The sequence below is a fragment of the Pseudarthrobacter sp. H2 genome (assembly GCF_050157045.1).
Taxonomy (GTDB): domain Bacteria; phylum Actinomycetota; class Actinomycetes; order Actinomycetales; family Micrococcaceae; genus Arthrobacter.
The window spans coordinates 1,588,366-1,606,171 of record NZ_CP189594.1 but is presented as its reverse complement, the minus strand read 5'-3'; the positions used below and the strand labels follow the sequence as shown (position 1 = coordinate 1,606,171).

Annotated in this window: 19 protein-coding genes and 1 pseudogene; 8 read left to right on the top strand and 12 right to left on the bottom strand. The window is 67.7% G+C overall.

Annotated features, from left to right (window positions below; genetic code table 11):
• Nucleotides 1-101: 101 nt before the first annotated feature.
• From pgsA to ACQCSZ_RS07620, 5 genes are all read right to left on the bottom strand, one after another.
• A complete protein-coding gene (pgsA, locus tag ACQCSZ_RS07640; RefSeq protein ID WP_211880271.1) occupies nucleotides 102-740 on the bottom strand; it encodes a phosphatidylinositol phosphate synthase in 639 nt (212 codons plus the stop codon).
• On the bottom strand, nucleotides 730-1,353 hold the full coding sequence (locus ACQCSZ_RS07635; protein WP_427007427.1) for an HIT family protein: 624 nt from the start codon (nucleotides 1,351-1,353) through the stop codon (nucleotides 730-732). The genes pgsA and ACQCSZ_RS07635 overlap by 11 nt, the downstream gene beginning before the upstream one ends.
• Before the next feature lie 34 nt (nucleotides 1,354-1,387).
• Nucleotides 1,388-3,397 (bottom strand): threonine--tRNA ligase, encoded by a 2,010-nt coding sequence (gene thrS, locus ACQCSZ_RS07630; protein WP_427007426.1) that lies wholly within the window; start codon nucleotides 3,395-3,397, stop codon nucleotides 1,388-1,390.
• 72 nt (nucleotides 3,398-3,469) lie between these two features.
• Complete coding sequence (locus tag ACQCSZ_RS07625; RefSeq protein WP_427007425.1) at nucleotides 3,470-6,907, bottom strand: DNA polymerase III subunit alpha; 3,438 nt, start codon at nucleotides 6,905-6,907, stop codon at nucleotides 3,470-3,472.
• Nucleotides 6,904-7,251: a DUF6504 family protein gene (locus ACQCSZ_RS07620; protein WP_427008277.1), complete on the bottom strand. Its 348-nt coding sequence runs from the start codon at nucleotides 7,249-7,251 to the stop codon at nucleotides 6,904-6,906. The genes ACQCSZ_RS07625 and ACQCSZ_RS07620 overlap by 4 nt, the downstream gene beginning before the upstream one ends.
• A 197-nt stretch (nucleotides 7,252-7,448) precedes the next feature.
• On the opposite strand from ACQCSZ_RS07620, the gene ACQCSZ_RS07615 reads away from it, so the two are divergent.
• A complete protein-coding gene (locus ACQCSZ_RS07615; protein WP_427007424.1) occupies nucleotides 7,449-7,835 on the top strand; it encodes a hypothetical protein in 387 nt (128 codons plus the stop codon).
• 30 nt (nucleotides 7,836-7,865) lie between these two features.
• On the opposite strand, the gene ACQCSZ_RS07610 is transcribed toward ACQCSZ_RS07615, so the two are convergent.
• On the bottom strand, nucleotides 7,866-8,186 hold the full coding sequence (locus ACQCSZ_RS07610; RefSeq protein WP_427007423.1) for a chorismate mutase: 321 nt from the start codon (nucleotides 8,184-8,186) through the stop codon (nucleotides 7,866-7,868).
• A gap of 20 nt (nucleotides 8,187-8,206) precedes the next feature.
• Between ACQCSZ_RS07610 and ACQCSZ_RS07605 the strand changes: the two genes are divergently transcribed.
• Complete coding sequence (locus tag ACQCSZ_RS07605; RefSeq protein WP_427008276.1) at nucleotides 8,207-8,629, top strand: VOC family protein; 423 nt, start codon at nucleotides 8,207-8,209, stop codon at nucleotides 8,627-8,629.
• Here ACQCSZ_RS07605 and ACQCSZ_RS07600 read toward each other — a convergent pair.
• Nucleotides 8,626-9,375, bottom strand: coding sequence for an SOS response-associated peptidase (locus ACQCSZ_RS07600; RefSeq protein WP_427007422.1), 750 nt, complete (start codon nucleotides 9,373-9,375; stop codon nucleotides 8,626-8,628). The genes ACQCSZ_RS07605 and ACQCSZ_RS07600 overlap by 4 nt on opposite strands.
• A gap of 119 nt (nucleotides 9,376-9,494) precedes the next feature.
• On the opposite strand from ACQCSZ_RS07600, the gene ACQCSZ_RS07595 reads away from it, so the two are divergent.
• From ACQCSZ_RS07595 to ACQCSZ_RS07585, 3 genes and pseudogenes are all read left to right on the top strand, one after another.
• Nucleotides 9,495-9,752, top strand: coding sequence for a mycoredoxin (locus ACQCSZ_RS07595; protein ID WP_211880287.1), 258 nt, complete (start codon nucleotides 9,495-9,497; stop codon nucleotides 9,750-9,752).
• 99 nt (nucleotides 9,753-9,851) lie between these two features.
• Nucleotides 9,852-10,937, top strand: a complete 1,086-nt coding sequence (locus ACQCSZ_RS07590; protein WP_427007421.1) for an S-(hydroxymethyl)mycothiol dehydrogenase — start codon at nucleotides 9,852-9,854, stop codon at nucleotides 10,935-10,937.
• A 26-nt stretch (nucleotides 10,938-10,963) separates the two neighbouring features.
• Nucleotides 10,964-11,606: pseudogene (locus ACQCSZ_RS07585) on the top strand (MBL fold metallo-hydrolase).
• 22 nt (nucleotides 11,607-11,628) lie between these two features.
• Here ACQCSZ_RS07585 and ACQCSZ_RS07580 read toward each other — a convergent pair.
• Nucleotides 11,629-12,378, bottom strand: coding sequence for a lipoate--protein ligase family protein (locus ACQCSZ_RS07580; RefSeq protein ID WP_427008275.1), 750 nt, complete (start codon nucleotides 12,376-12,378; stop codon nucleotides 11,629-11,631).
• A 16-nt stretch (nucleotides 12,379-12,394) separates the two neighbouring features.
• Here ACQCSZ_RS07580 and ACQCSZ_RS07575 point away from each other — a divergent pair, with 16 nt between their 5' ends.
• A complete protein-coding gene (locus ACQCSZ_RS07575) occupies nucleotides 12,395-12,778 on the top strand; it encodes a DUF2177 family protein (protein WP_427007420.1) in 384 nt (127 codons plus the stop codon).
• Between the two features lie 77 nt (nucleotides 12,779-12,855).
• On the opposite strand, the gene ACQCSZ_RS07570 is transcribed toward ACQCSZ_RS07575, so the two are convergent.
• Entirely contained in the window at nucleotides 12,856-13,656 is an 801-nt protein-coding gene (locus ACQCSZ_RS07570) for a thioesterase family protein (RefSeq protein ID WP_427007419.1), read from the bottom strand.
• A gap of 234 nt (nucleotides 13,657-13,890) precedes the next feature.
• Between ACQCSZ_RS07570 and ACQCSZ_RS07565 the strand changes: the two genes are divergently transcribed.
• Nucleotides 13,891-14,601 (top strand): endonuclease/exonuclease/phosphatase family protein, encoded by a 711-nt coding sequence (locus tag ACQCSZ_RS07565; RefSeq protein WP_427008274.1) that lies wholly within the window; start codon nucleotides 13,891-13,893, stop codon nucleotides 14,599-14,601.
• A 233-nt stretch (nucleotides 14,602-14,834) separates the two neighbouring features.
• Nucleotides 14,835-16,130, top strand: a complete 1,296-nt coding sequence (locus tag ACQCSZ_RS07560; RefSeq protein ID WP_427007418.1) for an alpha/beta hydrolase — start codon at nucleotides 14,835-14,837, stop codon at nucleotides 16,128-16,130.
• Nucleotides 16,131-16,195: 65 nt separating this feature from the next.
• Here ACQCSZ_RS07560 and ACQCSZ_RS07555 read toward each other — a convergent pair whose 3' ends face one another.
• The 3 genes from ACQCSZ_RS07555 to ACQCSZ_RS07545 form a co-directional block, all read right to left on the bottom strand.
• Nucleotides 16,196-16,735 carry a hypothetical protein gene (locus ACQCSZ_RS07555; RefSeq protein WP_427007417.1) on the bottom strand — a complete coding sequence of 180 codons (540 nt, stop codon included), beginning with the start codon at nucleotides 16,733-16,735 and terminating at the stop codon, nucleotides 16,196-16,198.
• A 61-nt stretch (nucleotides 16,736-16,796) separates the two neighbouring features.
• Complete coding sequence (locus ACQCSZ_RS07550; RefSeq protein WP_211882302.1) at nucleotides 16,797-16,934, bottom strand: hypothetical protein; 138 nt, start codon at nucleotides 16,932-16,934, stop codon at nucleotides 16,797-16,799.
• A gap of 193 nt (nucleotides 16,935-17,127) precedes the next feature.
• Nucleotides 17,128-17,595, bottom strand: a complete 468-nt coding sequence (locus ACQCSZ_RS07545) for an SRPBCC family protein (RefSeq protein WP_427007416.1) — start codon at nucleotides 17,593-17,595, stop codon at nucleotides 17,128-17,130.
• Between the last annotated feature and the right edge of the window lie 211 nt (nucleotides 17,596-17,806).

Genomic DNA, 17,806 nt, shown 5'->3' with positions numbered 1-17,806 from the left:
CGGATTACCGGATCCATTGGCCGGTAAGGACAATACTAGTCCCCCGCCGCGACCCGGCGGAATCCGGCGGAATCTTAGGTTACGGCGGCCGGCTGCTGCGCTCAGGCGGCCTTCTCCGAGGCGGTTCCTTCGTTTTCCCCGAGCCACTGGCGGTGCACCGCGATGATCCGCTGCACCACCGTCACGAGGCTGGCCGCGGCCAGGAGGCACAGCGTGCCGAACAGCACCACGGTGGGCAGGCCCAGGCCGGTGAACCCGGTGACCACCAGCACGGACACCAGCCGCTCGGCCCGCTCCGCGATCCCGACGTTGGCCCGGAAGCCCAGGGCCTCGGCCTTCGCCCGCGCATAGGAGACCACCATGCCCAGCACCAGGCAGACGACGGCGGCAATCGCGATCGGCGTGTCGGCGCCTCCGGTGAAGAACCAGACAGCGACGCCGGCGAACAGGGCACCGTCCGCCACCCGGTCCAGGGTGGAGTCGAGGAAGTTGCCCCAGCGGCCGCCGCTTTCCTGCATCCGCGCCATGATGCCGTCGACGACGTCGGAGAAGATGAAGACGGTGATGAACAGCGTCCCCCACCACAGATGGCCCAGCGGGTACAGCACGAGCGCGCCGGCCACCACGCCCAGGGTGCCCACAATGGTGACGGCGTCCGGGGAGACGCCGATCCTCAGCAGCCACCGGGCAAGAGGGGTGAACAGCGCGGTGAAAAAGCCGCGGGCGTGCCTATTCAGCATCCGTCGCCCCGGCGGAAGTCCGCCCCGCACCGGATGCCTGGGGCCAGGCCTCCGCGACCTGCTGCCGGACTTCGCCGAGCGTCTGGGTGATGGCCTTGGTCTGGGCGATGACGGGGAAGAAGTTGCCGTCCCCGCCCCAGCGCGGCACCACGTGCTGGTGCAGGTGGGCGGCCACCCCTGCGCCGCCCGCCACGCCCTGGTTCATGCCGAGGTTGAAGCCGGCGGGGTTTGCCACCTTGCGCAGCACGCGCATGGCCGTCTGGGTCAGCTCGGCGAATTCCGCGGTCTCCTCCACGGTCAGGTCCGTGTAGTCGGGAATGTGCCGGTACGGGCAGACCAGCAGGTGGCCGGGGTTGTACGGGAACAGGTTCAGCACGACGTAGCTGGTCCGGCCCCGGTACACGATCAGCGAATCCTCGTCCTGGCGCTCGGGTGCGACGCAGAACGGGCAGTCGTCCTGGTTCTTGAACTGGTGCTGGCCGCCCTTGATGTACGCCATCCGGTGCGGGGTCCACAGCCGCTGGAACGCGTCCGGGACCCCGGCCAGGCCGAAGTCGTCCGTCACGGCGTCGTCGCCCGGATACTCCGGTCCGGCACCGGACCTCTCCTGCACTGTCCTCTCCTGCACGCCTTGCCCTTCCGAATCGCTAGCTGGTCCGGTTGCGGACGGCGTCGACGATCCGCTGGACAGCCTCGGCCACCGGCACGCCGTTGTCCTGGCTTCCGTCGCGGAAGCGGAAGGACACCGCGCCGGCGTCGGCGTCGTCCCCGCCGGCGATCAGCACGAACGGGACTTTGTCCTTGCTGGCCGTGCGGATCTTCTTCGGGAAGCGGTCCGAGGAGATGTCCACCTCGGCACGGATGCCCGCCGCCTTGAGCTGGCCGACGACGTCGAACAGGTAGTCGTTGAACGCCTCCGCCACCGGAATCGCCACCACCTGCACAGGAGCGAGCCAGGCCGGGAAGGCGCCGGCGTAGTGCTCCGTCAGGACGCCCATGAATCGCTCCACCGAGCCAAACAGGGCGCGGTGGATCATCACCGGGCGCTGGCGCGTGCCGTCGGCCGCCTGGAACTCGAGTTCGAAGCGCTCCGGCAGGTTGAAGTCCAGCTGGATGGTCGACATCTGCCAGGTCCGGCCCAGGGCATCTTTCGTCTGGACGGAGATCTTGGGGCCGTAGAACGCGGCCCCGCCCGGATCCGGGACCAGGTCGAGGCCCGAGGCTTCGGCCACTTCCGCCAGGGTGCGCGTGGCTTCGTCCCAGGCAGCGTCCTCGCCCACGAACTTGTCCTCGTTCCTGGTGGAAAGCTCCAGGTAGAAATCGTCCAGGCCGTAGTCCTTGAGCAGGCCGAGGACAAAGTTCAGCGTGGTGGTGAGCTCGTCCTTCATCTGCTCGCGGGTGCAGTAGATGTGGGCATCGTCCTGGGTCATGCCGCGCACGCGGGTGAGGCCGTGCACCACGCCGGACTTTTCGTACCGGTACACGGAGCCGAATTCGAACAGCCGCAGGGGCAGCTCACGGTAGGAGCGGCCGCGCGAGCGGAAGATCAGGTTGTGCATGGGGCAGTTCATCGGCTTCAGGTAGTAGTCCTGGCCGGGCTTGCGGACCGTTCCGTCCTCGTTGAGTTCCGCGTCGATGTGCATCGGCGGGAACATGCCCTCCTTGTACCAGTCCAGGTGGCCGGACACCTCGTAGAGGTGCCCCTTGGTGATGTGGGGCGTGTAGACGAAGTCGTAGCCGGCGTCCACGTGGCGCTGGCGGGAGTAGTCCTCCATGGCCTTGCGGATGATGCCGCCCTTGGGGTGGAACACCGGCAGGCCGGAGCCCAGCTCGTCCGGGAAGGAGAACAGGTCCAGCTCGGCGCCCAGCTTGCGGTGGTCGCGGCGCTCGGCCTCGGCGATCCGCTCCTGGTAGGCCTTGAGGGCGTCCTTGGTGGGCCAGGCGGTGCCGTAGATGCGCTGCAGCTGCTGGTTGTTCTGGTTTCCCAGCCAGTAGGCGGCAGACGACCGGGTCAGGGCGAAGGCGTTGGAGATCAGCTTGGTGTTCGGCAGGTGCGGGCCGCGGCACAGATCGCACCAGACGCTGTCCCCGCTCTTGCGGTCCACGTTGTCGTAGATGGTGATGTCCCCGGCGCCCACCTCGACGTTGACGCCTTCCCCGGCGTCGGCGGCGTCGTTTTTCCGGCCCAGGAGCTCGAGCTTGTAGGGCTCGTCCTTCATGGCCTCCCGGGCCTCGTCCTCGCTGACGACGCGGCGGACGAACTTCTGGTTCTGGTTGATGATCTTCTGCATCATCTTTTCCAGCTGACGCAGGTCTTCCGGGGTGAACGGCTCCTCGACGTCGAAGTCGAAGTAGAAGCCGTCGGTGATGTAGGGGCCGATCCCGAGCCTGGCGTCGGGGCGCAGCTGCTGGACTGCCTGGGCCATGACGTGGGCCGTGGAGTGGCGCAGCACGTTGAGCCCGTCGGGGGAACCGATGGTGACGCCCTCGACCGTGGCGTCCTCGGGCAGCGGCTGGTCCAGGTCCTTCAACTCGCCGTTGACCCGGGCCACCACGACGTCGCGGCGCTCAAAAAAGAGTTCCGCGCCGGTGGTCCCGGTAGCCACCTTGGTCTCTTCGCCGTCGACGAGAAGGGTGATCTGCTGGGCATCTGACACGGGTGTCTCCTATTCAAAGTTTTAGGCTTCATAGCTTGCGGCGTACGGGGACCACAGCCAGCCTCGTCCATGCTATCGGTTTCCGGATAGGCCAACCAACGCGGCGCCTGGGAATGGCAGGGTCCCGGTACGGCTGAGGTCCCAGGCCATGCTGGCGCTGATGCTGATCCCCCGGGGCCCGGTCCGGCGGGTGGTGCCCCGGATCAGCAGCAGCCGGGTGCCGAACAGCAGGGGCCCGGCCTGTTCCTGGGCCTCATGAAAGAAGACCGAGTCCACGCAGCCGGTCCCGTCGTCGACGCTGATGAACACCACCCGGCGGCCGCCGCGCATGGGCGGCGTCTGGGTGGCGACCCGGACCCCGGCCACCAGCACCTCGGTGCCGTTGCGCAGCCCCAGCAGCTTGTCCGCCGTGGTGACGCCCAGCCTGTCCAGCAGGGGACGGTGGCTGGCCATCAGGTGTTCGCTGACGTCCACGGCCATCAGGTCCAGTTCGGTCCGGACGGTCTCCACCATGCTGGGTGCGGGCAGCTCCGCTTTCAGGTTTTTCAGCTCGACGTCGCCCAGCGGCAGGGCCAGCTGGCCCTCGATGACCTCCACACCCTTCCGCTGCGGGCGGTGCTGGAGGTCCTGCAGGTGCCGGACCAGGTCCGCACGGTTCGCGGCTCCCCCGGACGCCCGGTGCAGGGAGTCGAAGGCCCCCAGCTGGGCGAGCCGCTGGATGCCCGGCCGGCTCAGCCGGGACCGGGCCCGCAGATCCGCCAGCGAGTCGTAGGGCTGGGCCGCGACGATCCTCTTCAGTTCGGCGCCGGACAGCCCGTAGATGCCGCTGAGGCTCAGCCGGATGCCCAGCCTGCCCCGGTCCGGGCCGGCGGCGACCCGCTCCACCCGGTACTCGGCCTGGCTCCTGTTGATGTCCAGCGGCAGGATGGGGATCCCCAGCCGCCGCGCCTCGGCCACCAGGAGCCGTTTGGGATACATGCCGGGATCGTGTTCCCAGAGCCCGGCGAGGAATGCTTCCGGGTGGTGCGTCTTGAGCCAGGCCGACTGGTAGGTGGGGACGGCAAAGGCAGCCCCGTGGGCCTTGCAGAAGCCAAAGCTGCCGAAGGCCTTCAGGGTGCCCCAGACCTTGTCCACCACCTCGGGGGCGTACCTCCTGGCCCGGGCCTCCTTCCGGAAGAACTCCTCCACCTGTCCCTCGAGCACCTCGTTGCCCAGCGCGCGGCGGAATTCGTCGGCCCGCGCCAGCCCGCACCCGGTCATCACGTCGAAGGTCTTCAGGATCTGCTCGTGAAAGACGGTCACCCCGTGGGTCTCCTGAAGCACCGGTTTGAGGTCCGGGTGCGGGTACACCTCGGGGGCGAAGCCGTGCCGGTGTTCCAGGAAGGGCCGGACCATGTCCGACTTCATCGGCCCCGGACGGAACAGCGAGATGTCGATGATGAGGTCGTTGAAGTCCCGCGGCGCCAGTTTGCCGATCAGTTCGCGCTGGCCCGGGGATTCAATCTGGAAGCAGCCCAGCGTGTGGGTGCTGCGGATCAGCTCGTAGGTGGGTTCGTCATCGAGCGGGACGGCGTTCAGGTCGATGTGCCCGTCCTCGGCGATGTAGTCCGGCCCGTTCCCGTCCGGGCCGGCCGGATGCGCCCCGGCCGCGACCACCTCGGCCTTGGAGGGATGGAGCCGGATCACTTCCCGGACGGCGAAGGCCATGGCGCTCTGCATCCGGACCCCCAGCACGTCGAGCTTGAGCATCCCCATGGGGTCCATGTCGTGCTTGTCGAACTGGCTCATGGGCAGGCCCAGGCCGCTGGGCTGGACGGGGGTGCGGTCCAGCAGGGTGGCATCCCCCAGGATGACCCCGCACGGGTGCATGGAGATGTGGCGCGGCAGCCGGTCCAGCCGTTCCGTGAGGTCCACCAGCAGGTCCAGCTGCTGGTTTTCGGTGAAATCGCGCTGCTCCACCCTGCCGGCGAATTCCCGCAGCTCCGGCTTCTCCGCGAGGGCCTCGCGGAAGTTCCGGGCCGAAAACCGCCACAGCTGCTTGGCGATTTCACCGACCTCGCCGTCGTCCATGCCCAGCGCCTGGCCGGCGTCGCGCACGGCACCGCGGGCGCGGTAGCCGTTCTGCATGCTCATCAGCGTGACGCGTTCGGCCCCGAAGCGGGCAAAGATCTTGCGGTAGACGTTGTGCCGTTCGGCGCTTTCGACGTCGATGTCGATGTCCGGCAGGGTGGCGCGGTCCCGGGAGAGGAAGCGTTCGAAGATGAGGTCGTGCTGGAGCGGGTTGACCTGGCTGACGTCGATCAGGTAGTTGACCAGGCTCGAGGCGCCCGAGCCGCGGGCGGCGGCCCGGACCCCCAGGTCCAGGATCATCCGGGAGACCTCGGCGACGGTCAGGAAGTAGGCGGCGAAGCCCAGGCTGCCGATGATCCCCAGTTCGTGCTCCAGCCGGGCGCGCAGCGCTTCGGCGGGTTTCCCGGCGATCCCCGGGAACCGGCGGCCGATTCCGGCCTCGCAGCGCTGGGCCAGCTCCACGAGGGGATCCCCGGCAATCCCGATCACGGAGGCTTCCGGGACCACCGGCTGTTTCCAGCCCATGTCGGTGGCCGGGTCCATCCGGCAGCGGTCCGCGAGCGCCTCGGTCTGGGCCATGAGCCGTTTGAGGTCCGTCCTCCCGTACCCGGCGGCATGCATGATCTCCTTGCCCAGCGCCAGCATCTGCGCCGGTGATTTGAGCCAGGCCTGCCCGTTGGGCTGGAGCTGCGGGGCGGCGGAGAGTTCGGGGAGGGATTTCAGGGTCCGGGCGGAGTCCAGCACGTCCGCGGTGGCCGCGCCGTCCTCGGCGGCGTACCGCACGGCGTTGCTCAGCACGGCGGGCACCCCGTGTTCGGCGGCGAGCTTGAGCATCCGCACCGCATGGGCGGTGCTCAGGGGCTCACCGGGCGGGCTCAGCTGCGAGACCACCTCGGCGGCGAGGGTTCCCGGCGGCATGGCGTCCAGCCAGCGTTTGAACAGGGTGCGGGGACGCAGGTAGCGCCGTCCGCGCATGGCGCGTCCGACGTCGGAGTCCGGCCCGAGCAGGACCGTCAGCACCGGGTCCAGGGTTTCCGGGTGCAGGGTGCGGGAGGCCAGTTCCGCCCGGGTCACGGCCACCGGCACCGCGCCCCCGGCCTTGCCCGTGGTGCGGGCATGGGCGTCGGAGATCAGCCGGCACAGCGCCCGGTACCCGGCGCCGTTGTTGTGCCCGTGGGCGAGGACGACGACGCGTCCCCCCACCTGGGTGCGGAGGTCGCCGTCGTCGTCCAGGACCGCCAGGTCCACCCCGACGACCGCGTCCAGTCCCGCCGCCATGCAGGCCAGCAGGTGCTTGACCGTTCCGTACAGGCCGTCGCGGTCGGTGCAGGCGAGCGCGGTGGCTCCGTCCGCGGCCGCCGCAGCGGCCAGTTCCTCCGGCCAGGAGACCCCGTAGTGGGCGCTGTAGGCGGTGGAGACATGGAGATGCGTGAAGCTCATGCCCTCCTCCGCTTCGGGAGGGTCCGGAGGGCGTCGTGGATCCGCAGCAGCCTCCAGCGGCCGCTGCCGACATGCCGGGACAGGTCAAGGGTGAGGATCTCCCCCCGGGCCCCGCCATCCGGGGACGGATCAGACAGGCGCACCTGGACCCGCCAGATCTCGTGGTCCACCAGGCCGGGCCCGCTGCCGAGCGGGGCCCGGCTTTCCTCTGCCCACCACTGGCGCCGCTCATACCAGCGGACCGGCTCCGCGCAGACGGTGTAGTGCCGCCCGGCCCACCCCAGCTTCAGGGGCCGGCCCGAGGGTGTGCAGACGACGTCGACCGACTCGCTGAACATGCCCATGTTTGCCTCCCGGAACAGCCCGGCCGCAGGGTTCCCGGCGTAGCTCAAGCCGGGGACTGCGGTCAGGCCCAAGTTTTCGAAGTAGTCTCAAAGTAATTATTCGAACATATCTTCGAATGATTTCAGTGTAGGCCGGGTGCGGGGCAAAACCTAGGTCAGGGGTGGACGGACGGGGGCGCTGGGGGCAGGATTGAGCCATGAGTTCCCATAACGCACTCCTCAAGCACGTAAGCATCGCCGCCAAGGAAACCGCCCTGGTGGCGAAGTTCGATATAGACGGAAATATTCCGGGATCGGGGGCCTACGTGGTGGGGCTCGTGGCGGCAACCCCGGACCATTCCCATCAACGCAGGATGGGCATCGAGTTCATGAACGGCGAGGCCGTGTCCTTCTTCTGCTTCTGCCACGACGGGACCGAGGAGAACTTTGACCTCAAGGGCGTCGAACACTCCGGCAACACCATCACGGGCCACTTTCCCCTGAGCACGGTGCTGGGCCTGCCCAAGGGCCATCTGATGAGCGCTTTCAGCGACGCGGAGGGCCGGGAGTACCAGGCCAATGTCCCGGTGGAGGAGGCCCTGTAGCGAGGAGGCCCTGTAGCGGGCCGGACAGCCTCAGCTGCTGGCTTTGTACACTTCCAGTTCGAGCGTGGTGAACGCCTCGGTCATGGCCCGGTACGTCTTTTCGACGATGTCGGCGTCGATGTCCTTCTTCTCCGCCACCCCGCGGACATGCTCGATCACGCGCTCCACCCGTCCGGGTGCACGCACCTGGGCGCTGTCCTCCTTCAGGGTACCGGCGATCCGGATCAGCCGCTCGCGGCGTCCGATCAGCAGGACGATCTGTTCATCCACCTCGTCAACGGCCACCCGTACCGCCGCGAGCTGTTCCTTGTCGGCCTGGGCATCTTTGTCGTCTCCGTGATTTGTGGGCATGGGGATGACAGTATCGAATGATGCAGCCACGAGTCGACTTAATTTCCCTGGGCGTCCGCAGTGTCGATGCCTCCCGCAGCTTCTACGTTGACGGCCTGGGCTGGCGTGTCCTCCGGGAATCCCCCGGCGAGGTCGTCTTCCTCCAGGCCAATCATGGACTCGTCCTCTCCCTCTGGGACGCCTCGCAGATGCACGCGGAGGCCGGGACGTCCAGCCCTGACGGGATTCCCTGCATCACCCTGAGCCACAATCTGGGCAGCGCGGCTCAAGTGGACGCGGTGATGGCGGAGGCCAAGGCTGCCGGGGCCAGCATCGTGGCCGCGCCGAAAACCCAGCCCTGGGGCGGCTACACGGGATACTTCGCCGATCCGGACGGTTTCCGCTGGGAGGTGGCCTTCAACCCCACCTGGGCGGTCGACGCCGCCGGCACGGTCATGCTCTAAAAAAGGCTCCCCAGCGGCTGGATGAGCCCGGCGGAGTCGTTCCTGACGTTTCCGACGGCGGTGCCGACGGCGTCGATCCTCCAGCCCTGCGCGGCCCCGTGCGCCCCGGCCCGGACCAGCCCCACGAGGGCGGCGGGGTCGGCGGCGTGCGGGTCCAGCCAGGCCTGGATGGCCGCGCTGTCCATCGCCACCGGCAGCCGGTCATGCAGGGCGGTGAGTTCGGCAAGCCCTCCGCCGGCGTAGCCTTCCGGCGGCGAATCCGTGGTCAGGATCGAGGCCGAGAGCAGCCAGCGCTCCGGATCCCCCGCCGCCCTGGACGGGTCCCGCCACCATTCGTACAGGCCGGCGAACATCATGGGGGAACCGTCCCTGGGGCGCACGTAGTACGGCTGCTTGCTGCGCCCTTCCCCTGCTTTCCATTCGTAGTAGCCGTCCGCGGGTACCGCGCAGCGCCGGGACCGGACGGCCTTCCGGAACGCCGGCTTCTCCAGCACGCTCTCGCTGCGGGCGTTGATCATCCTGGGGCCGACCCCCGGGTCCGTGGCCCAGGGCGGCACCAGCCCCCAGCGCGCCAGATGGAGCTGGCGGACCGCCCCGCCGTCCACCAGCCGTTCCAGCAGGATCGGCACGTCCGCCGTCGGGGCGACATTCCAGGACGGCGGAATCGCGATCTCTGCCTCGAGCCCGGCGTCGAACTCTGCCAGCAGGTCTCCGACGGCCCGGGCCATCACATAGCGTCCACACATGGCACCAGCATGCCACCTGGGGATCCGCCACCCGGGAATAGCCGGCTGCGGGTTACGGTTGAAGCGAACGACACCCTGGCGACGAAACACGCCTATGACGAGCACCGAGGAGAAACTTCGTGGACTTCACCCCCGAATCCGGCACCATCACCATGTTTTCGACCACCTGGTGCGGCTACTGCAACCGGCTGAAGAAGCAGCTGGACGCCCAGGGCATCGGTTACACCGAGATCAACATCGAAGAAGTCGAAGGCACCGCCGACCTCGTGGAGAAGCTCAACGGCGGCAACCGCACCGTCCCCACCGTGCTGTTCCCGGACGGCACCGCGGCCACCAACCCGTCCGCGGCAGAGGTCAGGACCCGGCTCGCCGCCTGAGGCCACACCCATACAATCCAGACTTCAACGACGACGGCGCGGCCCCCACGGGACCGCGCCTTACCGCGTGTTGCGACGCGCAGCGAGGGAGATTTTTTCATGGTCCACAAAGTCAAAGGCGCAGTAGCCCGCTCCAAGGGAGCACCCGTCACGGTCGAGACCATCCTGGTCCCCGATCCCGGACCCGGCGAGGCGCTGGTGGATATCCTCACCAGCGGGGTGTGCCACACCGATCTGCACTACAAGCTCGGCGCGATCAACGACGACTTCCCCTTCCTGCTGGGCCATGAGGCCACCGGCGTCGTCAGCGCCGTGGGCCCGGACGTCACCGAGGTGGCCCCCGGGGACCGCGTGGTGCTGAACTGGCGTGCCGTCTGCGGCGAGTGCCGGGCCTGCCGCCGCGGCCAGGCGCAGTACTGCTTCAACACCCACAACGCCACCCAGAAGATGACGCTCGAGGACGGCACCGAGCTCACCGCGGCCCTGGGCATCGGCGCCTTCGCCGAGAAGACCCTCGTCGCTGCCGGCCAGTGCACCAAGGTCGATCCCGACGCCGACGCCGCCGCCGTCGGCCTGCTGGGCTGCGGCGTGATGGCGGGCCTCGGCGCCGCCATCAACACCGGCGGCGTCAAGCGCGGGGACTCGGTCGCCGTGATCGGCTGCGGCGGAGTGGGCGTCGCCGCCGTCGCCGGGGCCGCGCTCGCCGGCGCCACCACCATCATCGCCGTCGACATCGACGCCAAGAAGCTCGAACGCGCCACGGAACTCGGCGCCACCCACACGGTGGATTCCTCCGCCGTCGATCCGGTCGAGGCGATCCGCGAACTCACCGGCGGCTTCGGCGCCGACGTGGTGATCGACGCCGTCGGGCGTCCCGAAACGTACAAGCAGGCGTTCTACGCCCGCGACCTCGCCGGCACCGTGGTCTTGGTGGGTGTCCCGAGCCCGGAGATGACGCTGGACCTGCCGCTGCTGGACGTCTTCGGCCGCGGCGGCTCGCTCAAGTCCTCCTGGTACGGGGACTGCCTGCCCTCCCGGGACTTCCCGATGCTGATCAGCCTGTACCGGCAGGGCAAGCTGGACCTGGACGCCTTCGTCACCGAACGCATCTCGATCAACGACATCGAAGCGGCCTTCGACAAGATGCACGCCGGATCGGTCCTGCGGTCTGTCGTGGAACTGTGAACGGTTCAACGGCCAGCGGCGGGGCCGTGAGCAAGCTCCGGATCGACCGGCTGGTCACCTCGGGCACGTTTTCGCTGGACGGCGGCACCTGGGACGTGGACAACAACGTCTGGATCGTCGGCAACGACGAGGAATGCCTCGTCATCGACCCGGCGCATGATCCCGCCGCGGTCGAGGCCGCCGTCGCGGGCCGGAAGGTCACGGCGATCCTGCTCACGCACGGGCACGATGACCACATCGGCGCCGTCGGGCAGGTCCGCGGGCGCCTCGGCGCCCCGGTCTACCTGAACCGGGACGACTGGATGCTGTGGGAGCGCGTTTTCCCGGGCACCGAACCGGACCCACGCCATCAGCGACGGGGACACGTTCGACGTCGCCGGCGCCCGGCTCACGGCCCTGCACACCCCGGGCCATTCGCCGGGTTCGATGTGCTTCTATGTCGAAAGTGAAGGCACCGTCTTCAGCGGCGACACGCTGTTCCAGGGCGGCCCGGGCGCGACCGGCCGGTCCTTCAGCGACTTCCCGACCATCATCGAGTCCATCCGGACGCGTCTGCTGGCGCTCCCGGCGGACACGGTGGTCCGGACCGGGCACGGGGATCCGACGACGGTCGGCGCCGAAGCGCCGCAGCTTCAGGAATGGATCACCCTATTGGGAGACACGCCCTAGCTCCGTTCGGCACCCTGCGCGGTCAGCCGCGCAGGGTGCCGAACTCCGCGTAGTCCAGCTGCGCGTATCGGCCGTACGTTTCAATCACAGCCGCCTCAATGGCGTCCACATCCAGGTGCGGGACGAGGTCGTTGACGGCTCCCGCCGTGGCCGGGTCCCAGTCCAGGCCAAGCGCCGAATAGCTGGCTTCCAGCACGGAGCGGATCGGGGCCGAGTTCTCCACAACGATCACCGAGCTGAACAGCCAGCCGCCGGCAACAACACGCTGGGCGGTGCCGATCAGCTTGACCTGGTGCTGGGGGAATTCCGGATCCTGGCCGTGCACGCTGAACTCCCCGGGGCAGTATTCACCCGGAATTTCGCCCACGGCGGCGTCCACTCCGGCGGTGCGCAGCGCCTGCGCCAGCAGTTCGCCGAAGAAGGCGAACCGTCCTTTGGCGCCGGCGATCGCGTCCCGGTGCGGTTCAAGGTGGTCTATCACGAGGGTTCCCCCGTGGTAGGCCGCCGCACGTCCTCCGGCCTTGCGGACCAGCGGCTCAAAGCCCAGTCCGCGGCACGCCCGGGCGGCGGCGTCGAAGCCAGGCAGGTGCGTGTCGCGTTGCCCGAACGCCACCGTGGGCACGGGCCGGTAGAGCCGCAGCGTGGGCCCGGCTGCACCGGCCTTGACCTTCTGCAGCAATTCGATGGCGAAGTCCAGGTCCCCCGCCGCACCGAGCGAGTCCTCCTGCCGGACGATCGTCAGCGTCCGTGGTCCGACCGCGGCCTCCGGCATGTTGCTATGCTCCCTTATGGTCATCTTGCAGTTCCTCGTTGTAGCCGCCGCGTTTGCCGTGATCGATTCCGTCTGGCTCAAGACGATGAGCAAGTTCTACCGGCGGAATCTGGGCCACCTCATGGCGGACAAGCCCCATCTAGGGTACGCCGTCGTCTTCTACGTCCTGTACATCATCGGGATCGTCTTTTTCGCACTCCGGCCGGCGCTCGACGGCGGCAGCTGGCTTACCGCGCTGGGCTACGGCGCCGCCCTGGGAGCCTTCGCCTACGCCACCTATGACCTCACCAACGCCGCGACCCTGAAGAACTGGCCGCTTGCCATCGTCGTGGTGGACATCGTGTGGGGCGCATTCCTGACCGGCCTGGCCACGGTGGCGGGCTGGCTCGTCTTCCACTAATCCCCGCACCCAACTGGCTGGCAGTAGTTGTCGTTCTGAGGGCTCAAAACGACAACAACTGCGACCCAGTTGGGATGTCAGGACTTCCGGAGCGTCAGGATCTGCTCGGCGCGGCCGAACGGGCCGGCGAGGTCGTGCAGCACCGTCGAGGTCAGCCCGATCCCGTCCGTGCCGAAGGACACCTCGTTGTCCAGCCCCAGCCAGTCCCCCTCGGGCTGCCGGTACATGTGGATCTGCAGGTCCAGATTGGGAAAGATGTAGCTGCCCGGGCCCGGCGGGACCCGCGCGGCAATGCCGTTGGCCGTATCCACGAGGCCGATCAGCCTGGCCAGGTCGCTGCTGTCTGCCCTGTCCGTGAGCGGGTGCTCCGTGTGCAGCCAGACCGTTCCCGAACCGGCGCGGTGCCCGTCGGCGATCCTCATCTGCAGCGACGCGATGTAGCCGCCCGGCCAGACGCCGGCGTCGTACGGCTCGCATGCCTCCGGGGCCGGAATCCGGGGGTCTTCGAACGCGGCGATGGCGGACGTGTCGGAGGTGATGATCCGCCAGGCCGTGGCGCGGATGGCGACCCGCCCCTCCGCCACCAGCTCGGCCTGCAGCAGTTCGATGGTCCGGCCCGGGCGCAGCGTCGTGGTGGTGACTTCGAACTCGCCGCCGGGGATCAGGCCGAGGATCTCGTAGCTCAGGCGCGCCATCCGCATGCCACCGCGCGGCTCGTGCCGGGCCAGGCAGTCCGCCATGATGCCGGACGCGGGCGCCATATGCTGCTCGTGCTCGTTCCAGGCGCCCTGGGCGTGGATGGTGGAGCGGAACCGCCCGCCGCCCAGCGCCTCGTAGTAGAAATCGCCCTCGGCAAGAACCGGTAGTCCAGCAGTCAATGTCGGCCCTTTCGCAGCTTCCGTCGGTGGATCCGGAACCACCCTACCGTCTGGTCCGCGTCCGCCTCACGCCTCCACGTCGCGCGGACGGCTTTCATTCCGTGCCCTCCTTCCGTCCCGGTCCCCGCAGGATTTTTCCTCGTTGCATGTGTCCCAAGGTCCCCCCTCGCTCTGCCGGACTGAGTAGACTCGGAGGCAGATCCGTCAACTATCCACCGAAGAGGTGCCCTCCTGATCCGAGTCATTAGCTACAACCTCCGCAAGCACAAGGCCAGTGGCGAGCTGGTCGATCTGGCGCGCGAGTTCGAGATTGATGCTTTGTGCCTCCAGGAATGCGATACCGCGGACCTGCCGGAAACCATCGGCGGCCTGCACCTTGCCGACGCCACGAAGGGGAACCGGCTGGGCCTGGCCATCTACTACCGCAAGGACCGCTTCACCGCCTACGACACCAGGACGTTCGCCCTGAAGAAATCCCTGCACGACCGTGTCCTGGCTCCCGCGCACGAGCGGCTCATCGGCACCCACGTGGTGGACAAGGAGACGGAGCACGACGTCGTCATCGCCTCCTTCCACGCCGCGCCGCTGACGGCGTCGAACTCGCTGCGGAGGAACCAGATCCACGCCGCCCACGCCGAACTGCTGAGCATGGGCAGCGGCCTGAGGACGCTGATGGTGGGCGACTTCAACTATCCGTTCTTCACCAAGTACCTCACCGAGCAGATGAAGGACGCCGGCTACGACCTCTCCCTCAGCGACCGGCGGACCTACACCCGGTACAAGGTCTTCAAGGGGCATTTCGACTTCGCGACGTCCCAGGGCCTGGAGATCGACAACGTCGAGACGCTCCCGCGCGGCGCCTCCGACCACCTCCCCATCCTCGTGTCCGCCGAGTACGGCGAGGACGCGGCCGGTGGCGACCCGCCGTCACCGGCCGCGGACTGAGCAGCCGCAGTCCCGGCTGAGCGAGCCAGCCAATATCCTCAAGGCACACAGGTACAGCGACGAACTCGCCATGTTCACCCAGTATGATCAGTTCGGTGACCGGATCAACAGTCCGGGCCTTGACTCAGCGGCCGCACGAGCCCCGCGGAAGGTCGGGTTGGGATCGAAGCCGTCTGGCGCCGTCGCCGTCCGGGCCGCGGAGACAATTTCCGCACGACGCTTCATTAGGTGCCATGAACTCATCCTTACTGGCCCTCAACATCGTTGAGGGGCCCTTGATCGTCACATGTTATGTGCTGAGTGCCGTCTGCGGCATTGTCCTCCTGCTGGGACGGTCGCGGCGGTTGGCGGTGCTTTCGGGTTTCGCGGGCGTTGCCGGCGCCCTCGCGGGGGCCTTGACCTTGCTGGTCTCCGAGGTTTTCATGCACGCTTTTGGCGGCCCCCTCGGGTGGCATGTCCGGTTCTGGGTGATCGCCTGCTTCGCCGGCCTGGGGGTGTGCGCGGCCAGCCTCCGCAGATCACGTCCCTGGCGGAAAGCACTGGCATGCGCGGCGGCCCTCAGTTTTGCAGCCACCGCGACACTTGGGATCAACGCCTATTACGGGCTGCACCCGACCGTGGCGTCGTTCCTGGGGATTTCCCTCGCGCCGAGGATGGACCTGGATCCCATCAAAGCCCATGCTCCGGCCCAACATCAGGTTCCGTTGTGGGAAAGCTGGAAGCCGGCGGCGCAACTGCCCGCCGAGGGCACAACCGCGCAGGTTGTCATACCGCCGCAGAGCTCCGGTTTTGCCTCCCGGCCGGCGGGGCTGTACCTCCCCCCTGCGGCGCAGATTGCGGACCCGCCCGCGCTTCCGCTGGTGGTTTTGATGATGGGACAACCGGGAAATCCGGATCCGCAGTATGTCGCAGCGGTCCTGAATGACTACGCCTCACACCACGACGGGCTGGCACCGATCGTGATCGTCGCAGACCAGCTCGGCGACCCCAACGTTGACAACCTTTGCCTGGATTCACCCCTCTATGGACGGCCCGAGACCTTCATCAACCGCGACGTGGTGGACTGGGCCCGGAGCCACCTGAACATCATCGACGACAGGAAATACTGGACCATCGCAGGATATTCCCACGGCGGCCAGTGCGCGCTTTCCTTCGCCGCAAAGTACCCCTCGATCTGGGGCAATGTCCTGGACATCTCGGGGGAAGAATACCCGGGAGCAGAGGAGCCCGAGACCAACCTTCAGGAAATATTCGGTGGCAGCCAGGCAGCCTATGACGCCCAAAAACCGGTCAACATCATGAAACAACGGACGTATCCGGACACTGATGCCATTTTTACCGCATCCACGGACGATCCTATGTATCTGGAGGCGGCCCGTCATGTCTCGGCCGCAGCGACGGCCGCGGGAATGACCGTCACTTACTACGAGGTCCCCAACGGCGGCCACGTCATCGGGGCGCTGAACGGCGGCCTCAACAAAGGCTTCGAAGTCCTCTATCCGCGGCTCGGACTCTCCGAGCCCGGGTAGCCGCCCACGCCGGAGGGCAGCAGCCGACCTACCGTAACTCGGCGGCTGGCCTGCCCGCTGCCGCTTCAGGCTTCGCCGGAGTGGACCGGACGCCGGAGCAACTCGGTTGCGGCATATCCTGCGGCAAGGACAACGATGCTGCCCAGCCATCCGGCCGCCAGGAAGATCATAACCAGCCGGTCCCGGTCCTCGTAGGGGGTCAGCGACTGTCCGGCGACGACGACGGCGTTGCCCGCCGCCGGCCGCGCAACCACCGCCATCCGCAGACCCGGTTCCGGCTGCCACGTCACGGCGTCGGAGCCGGAGTCCCGGGCAGTCTGGAGCACACCGGGGGGAAGCGTGGGAAGTGATCCGTGAAGGGTGGCCGTTCCCGACACCGGTTTGTCGTCGGCACCGTACATAATGACGAAGACGCCGCTGTCCGGGGTCAGTTCCAGACGCGGGGCCGTCATCTGTGAGCCGATGAGCTGAATCTGCGCGGCAGCGGCGGCTGCGGGCGCCGCGTTGGCTGAGCGGCGGCCGAGCTGTTGGAGCGCAGCATAGGCGCTTCCAAAGATGAGCGTGATGACTATGACTGCCGTCAGCCATCCGATGACCCTTTGCATGCTTCTATCATCGGGCATCCGCCCTCGGACGGCTTGAACCGGATGCCGTCCGTCGTCCAACTCAGCTCCCGGCGCCGGTCTGATAGTTAATGTGCGGTTCGCTGTCACCGTCGCCCTGTACCCACGCCGTGAATTCCGCGAGCGACATGATGCAGTAATAGTCGGTGTACCTGAGGCTCTGCCTCTCTGCCTTGCTCATGTCAGGGATTCGACGCCGGGGTCCTTACGGATGGTTGGCGGTCCGAGGGCGATCTCCACCGTTTGTTGGTGCCCGGCACGCTGGACGATGAGCCGGACCGTGGTCCCGGCTGCCATTGCCCCCGCCGCTGCATGTGGACACTCGGAACATCAACGGAACGTTCTGCCTCGACCGGGGGGAGGTGATGTCCTGCTCAGGCCTTCCGCTGCGCGACGGTGCCGGCGAGCGCGGCCAGGCCCTTTTCGAAGTCGGTACCGACCATCTTGTCCATGTTCATGAACAGGGCGAAGATCTTGCCGATCCCCTTGTTTTCTCCGGTCATGGTCCAGGTCACCTGGGTGCCGCCGCCGGCAGGAGCGAATGTGAAGGTCGTCGGGTTGACCGCCTTGAACGGCTTGGTGAATTCCAGGCGGATCTTGATGGTGTGCGGCTCGGCGGTGTCCACGATCTCCATGGTGCCGGAGCCTGCCTTGCGGTTGCCGTTCCAGGCGTACTTGGCGCCGACGCCGGAATCGCTCCCGGAATAGCTGCGCTCCATCGCAGGGTCCACGGACTCCCACGGCGACCACTTGGTCCACTCATGGAAGCTGTTGACCAGCGGGAAGATCTCTTCGGCCGGGGCCGGGATGAGTGCGGTTCGGGTGACTTCGTAGGTTGACATGGGCCCATCCTAGGGTGTGCCCGGTCCGGCTGGGGGCCGGACCGGCCGCCGCCGCACCGCTAGTTTTCTTCGATGACCGTTTTCAGCTCCTGGAGCTGGGCAACCTCGGCCTGCATCGTCCTGGTGATGAGCCCGTCCAGTACCCTCATGAGTCCTGAGGGCTTCAGGTCCAGGACGAAGCGGACCGTGGTGCGGCCTTCGGCTTACGACA

Excerpts from the sequence above, each read along its gene's own strand:
- pgsA (WP_211880271.1), bottom strand. The coding sequence starts at position 740 with ATGCTGAATAGGCACGCCCGCGGCTTTTTCACCGCGCTGTTCACCCCT.
- ACQCSZ_RS07625 (WP_427007425.1), bottom strand. The coding sequence starts at position 6,907 with ATGAGCTTCACGCATCTCCATGTCTCCACCGCCTACAGCGCCCACTAC.
- ACQCSZ_RS07620 (WP_427008277.1), bottom strand. The coding sequence starts at position 7,251 with ATGGGCATGTTCAGCGAGTCGGTCGACGTCGTCTGCACACCCTCGGGC.
- ACQCSZ_RS07615 (WP_427007424.1), top strand. The coding sequence starts at position 7,449 with ATGAGTTCCCATAACGCACTCCTCAAGCACGTAAGCATCGCCGCCAAG.
- ACQCSZ_RS07610 (WP_427007423.1), bottom strand. The coding sequence starts at position 8,186 with ATGCCCACAAATCACGGAGACGACAAAGATGCCCAGGCCGACAAGGAA.
- ACQCSZ_RS07605 (WP_427008276.1), top strand. The coding sequence starts at position 8,207 with ATGCAGCCACGAGTCGACTTAATTTCCCTGGGCGTCCGCAGTGTCGAT.
- ACQCSZ_RS07600 (WP_427007422.1), bottom strand. The coding sequence starts at position 9,375 with ATGTGTGGACGCTATGTGATGGCCCGGGCCGTCGGAGACCTGCTGGCA.
- ACQCSZ_RS07590 (WP_427007421.1), top strand. The coding sequence starts at position 9,852 with ATGGTCCACAAAGTCAAAGGCGCAGTAGCCCGCTCCAAGGGAGCACCC.
- ACQCSZ_RS07580 (WP_427008275.1), bottom strand. The coding sequence starts at position 12,378 with ATGCCGGAGGCCGCGGTCGGACCACGGACGCTGACGATCGTCCGGCAG.
- ACQCSZ_RS07575 (WP_427007420.1), top strand. The coding sequence starts at position 12,395 with ATGGTCATCTTGCAGTTCCTCGTTGTAGCCGCCGCGTTTGCCGTGATC.
- ACQCSZ_RS07560 (WP_427007418.1), top strand. The coding sequence starts at position 14,835 with ATGAACTCATCCTTACTGGCCCTCAACATCGTTGAGGGGCCCTTGATC.
- ACQCSZ_RS07555 (WP_427007417.1), bottom strand. The coding sequence starts at position 16,735 with ATGCAAAGGGTCATCGGATGGCTGACGGCAGTCATAGTCATCACGCTC.
- ACQCSZ_RS07550 (WP_211882302.1), bottom strand. The coding sequence starts at position 16,934 with ATGAGCAAGGCAGAGAGGCAGAGCCTCAGGTACACCGACTATTACTGC.
- ACQCSZ_RS07545 (WP_427007416.1), bottom strand. The coding sequence starts at position 17,595 with ATGTCAACCTACGAAGTCACCCGAACCGCACTCATCCCGGCCCCGGCC.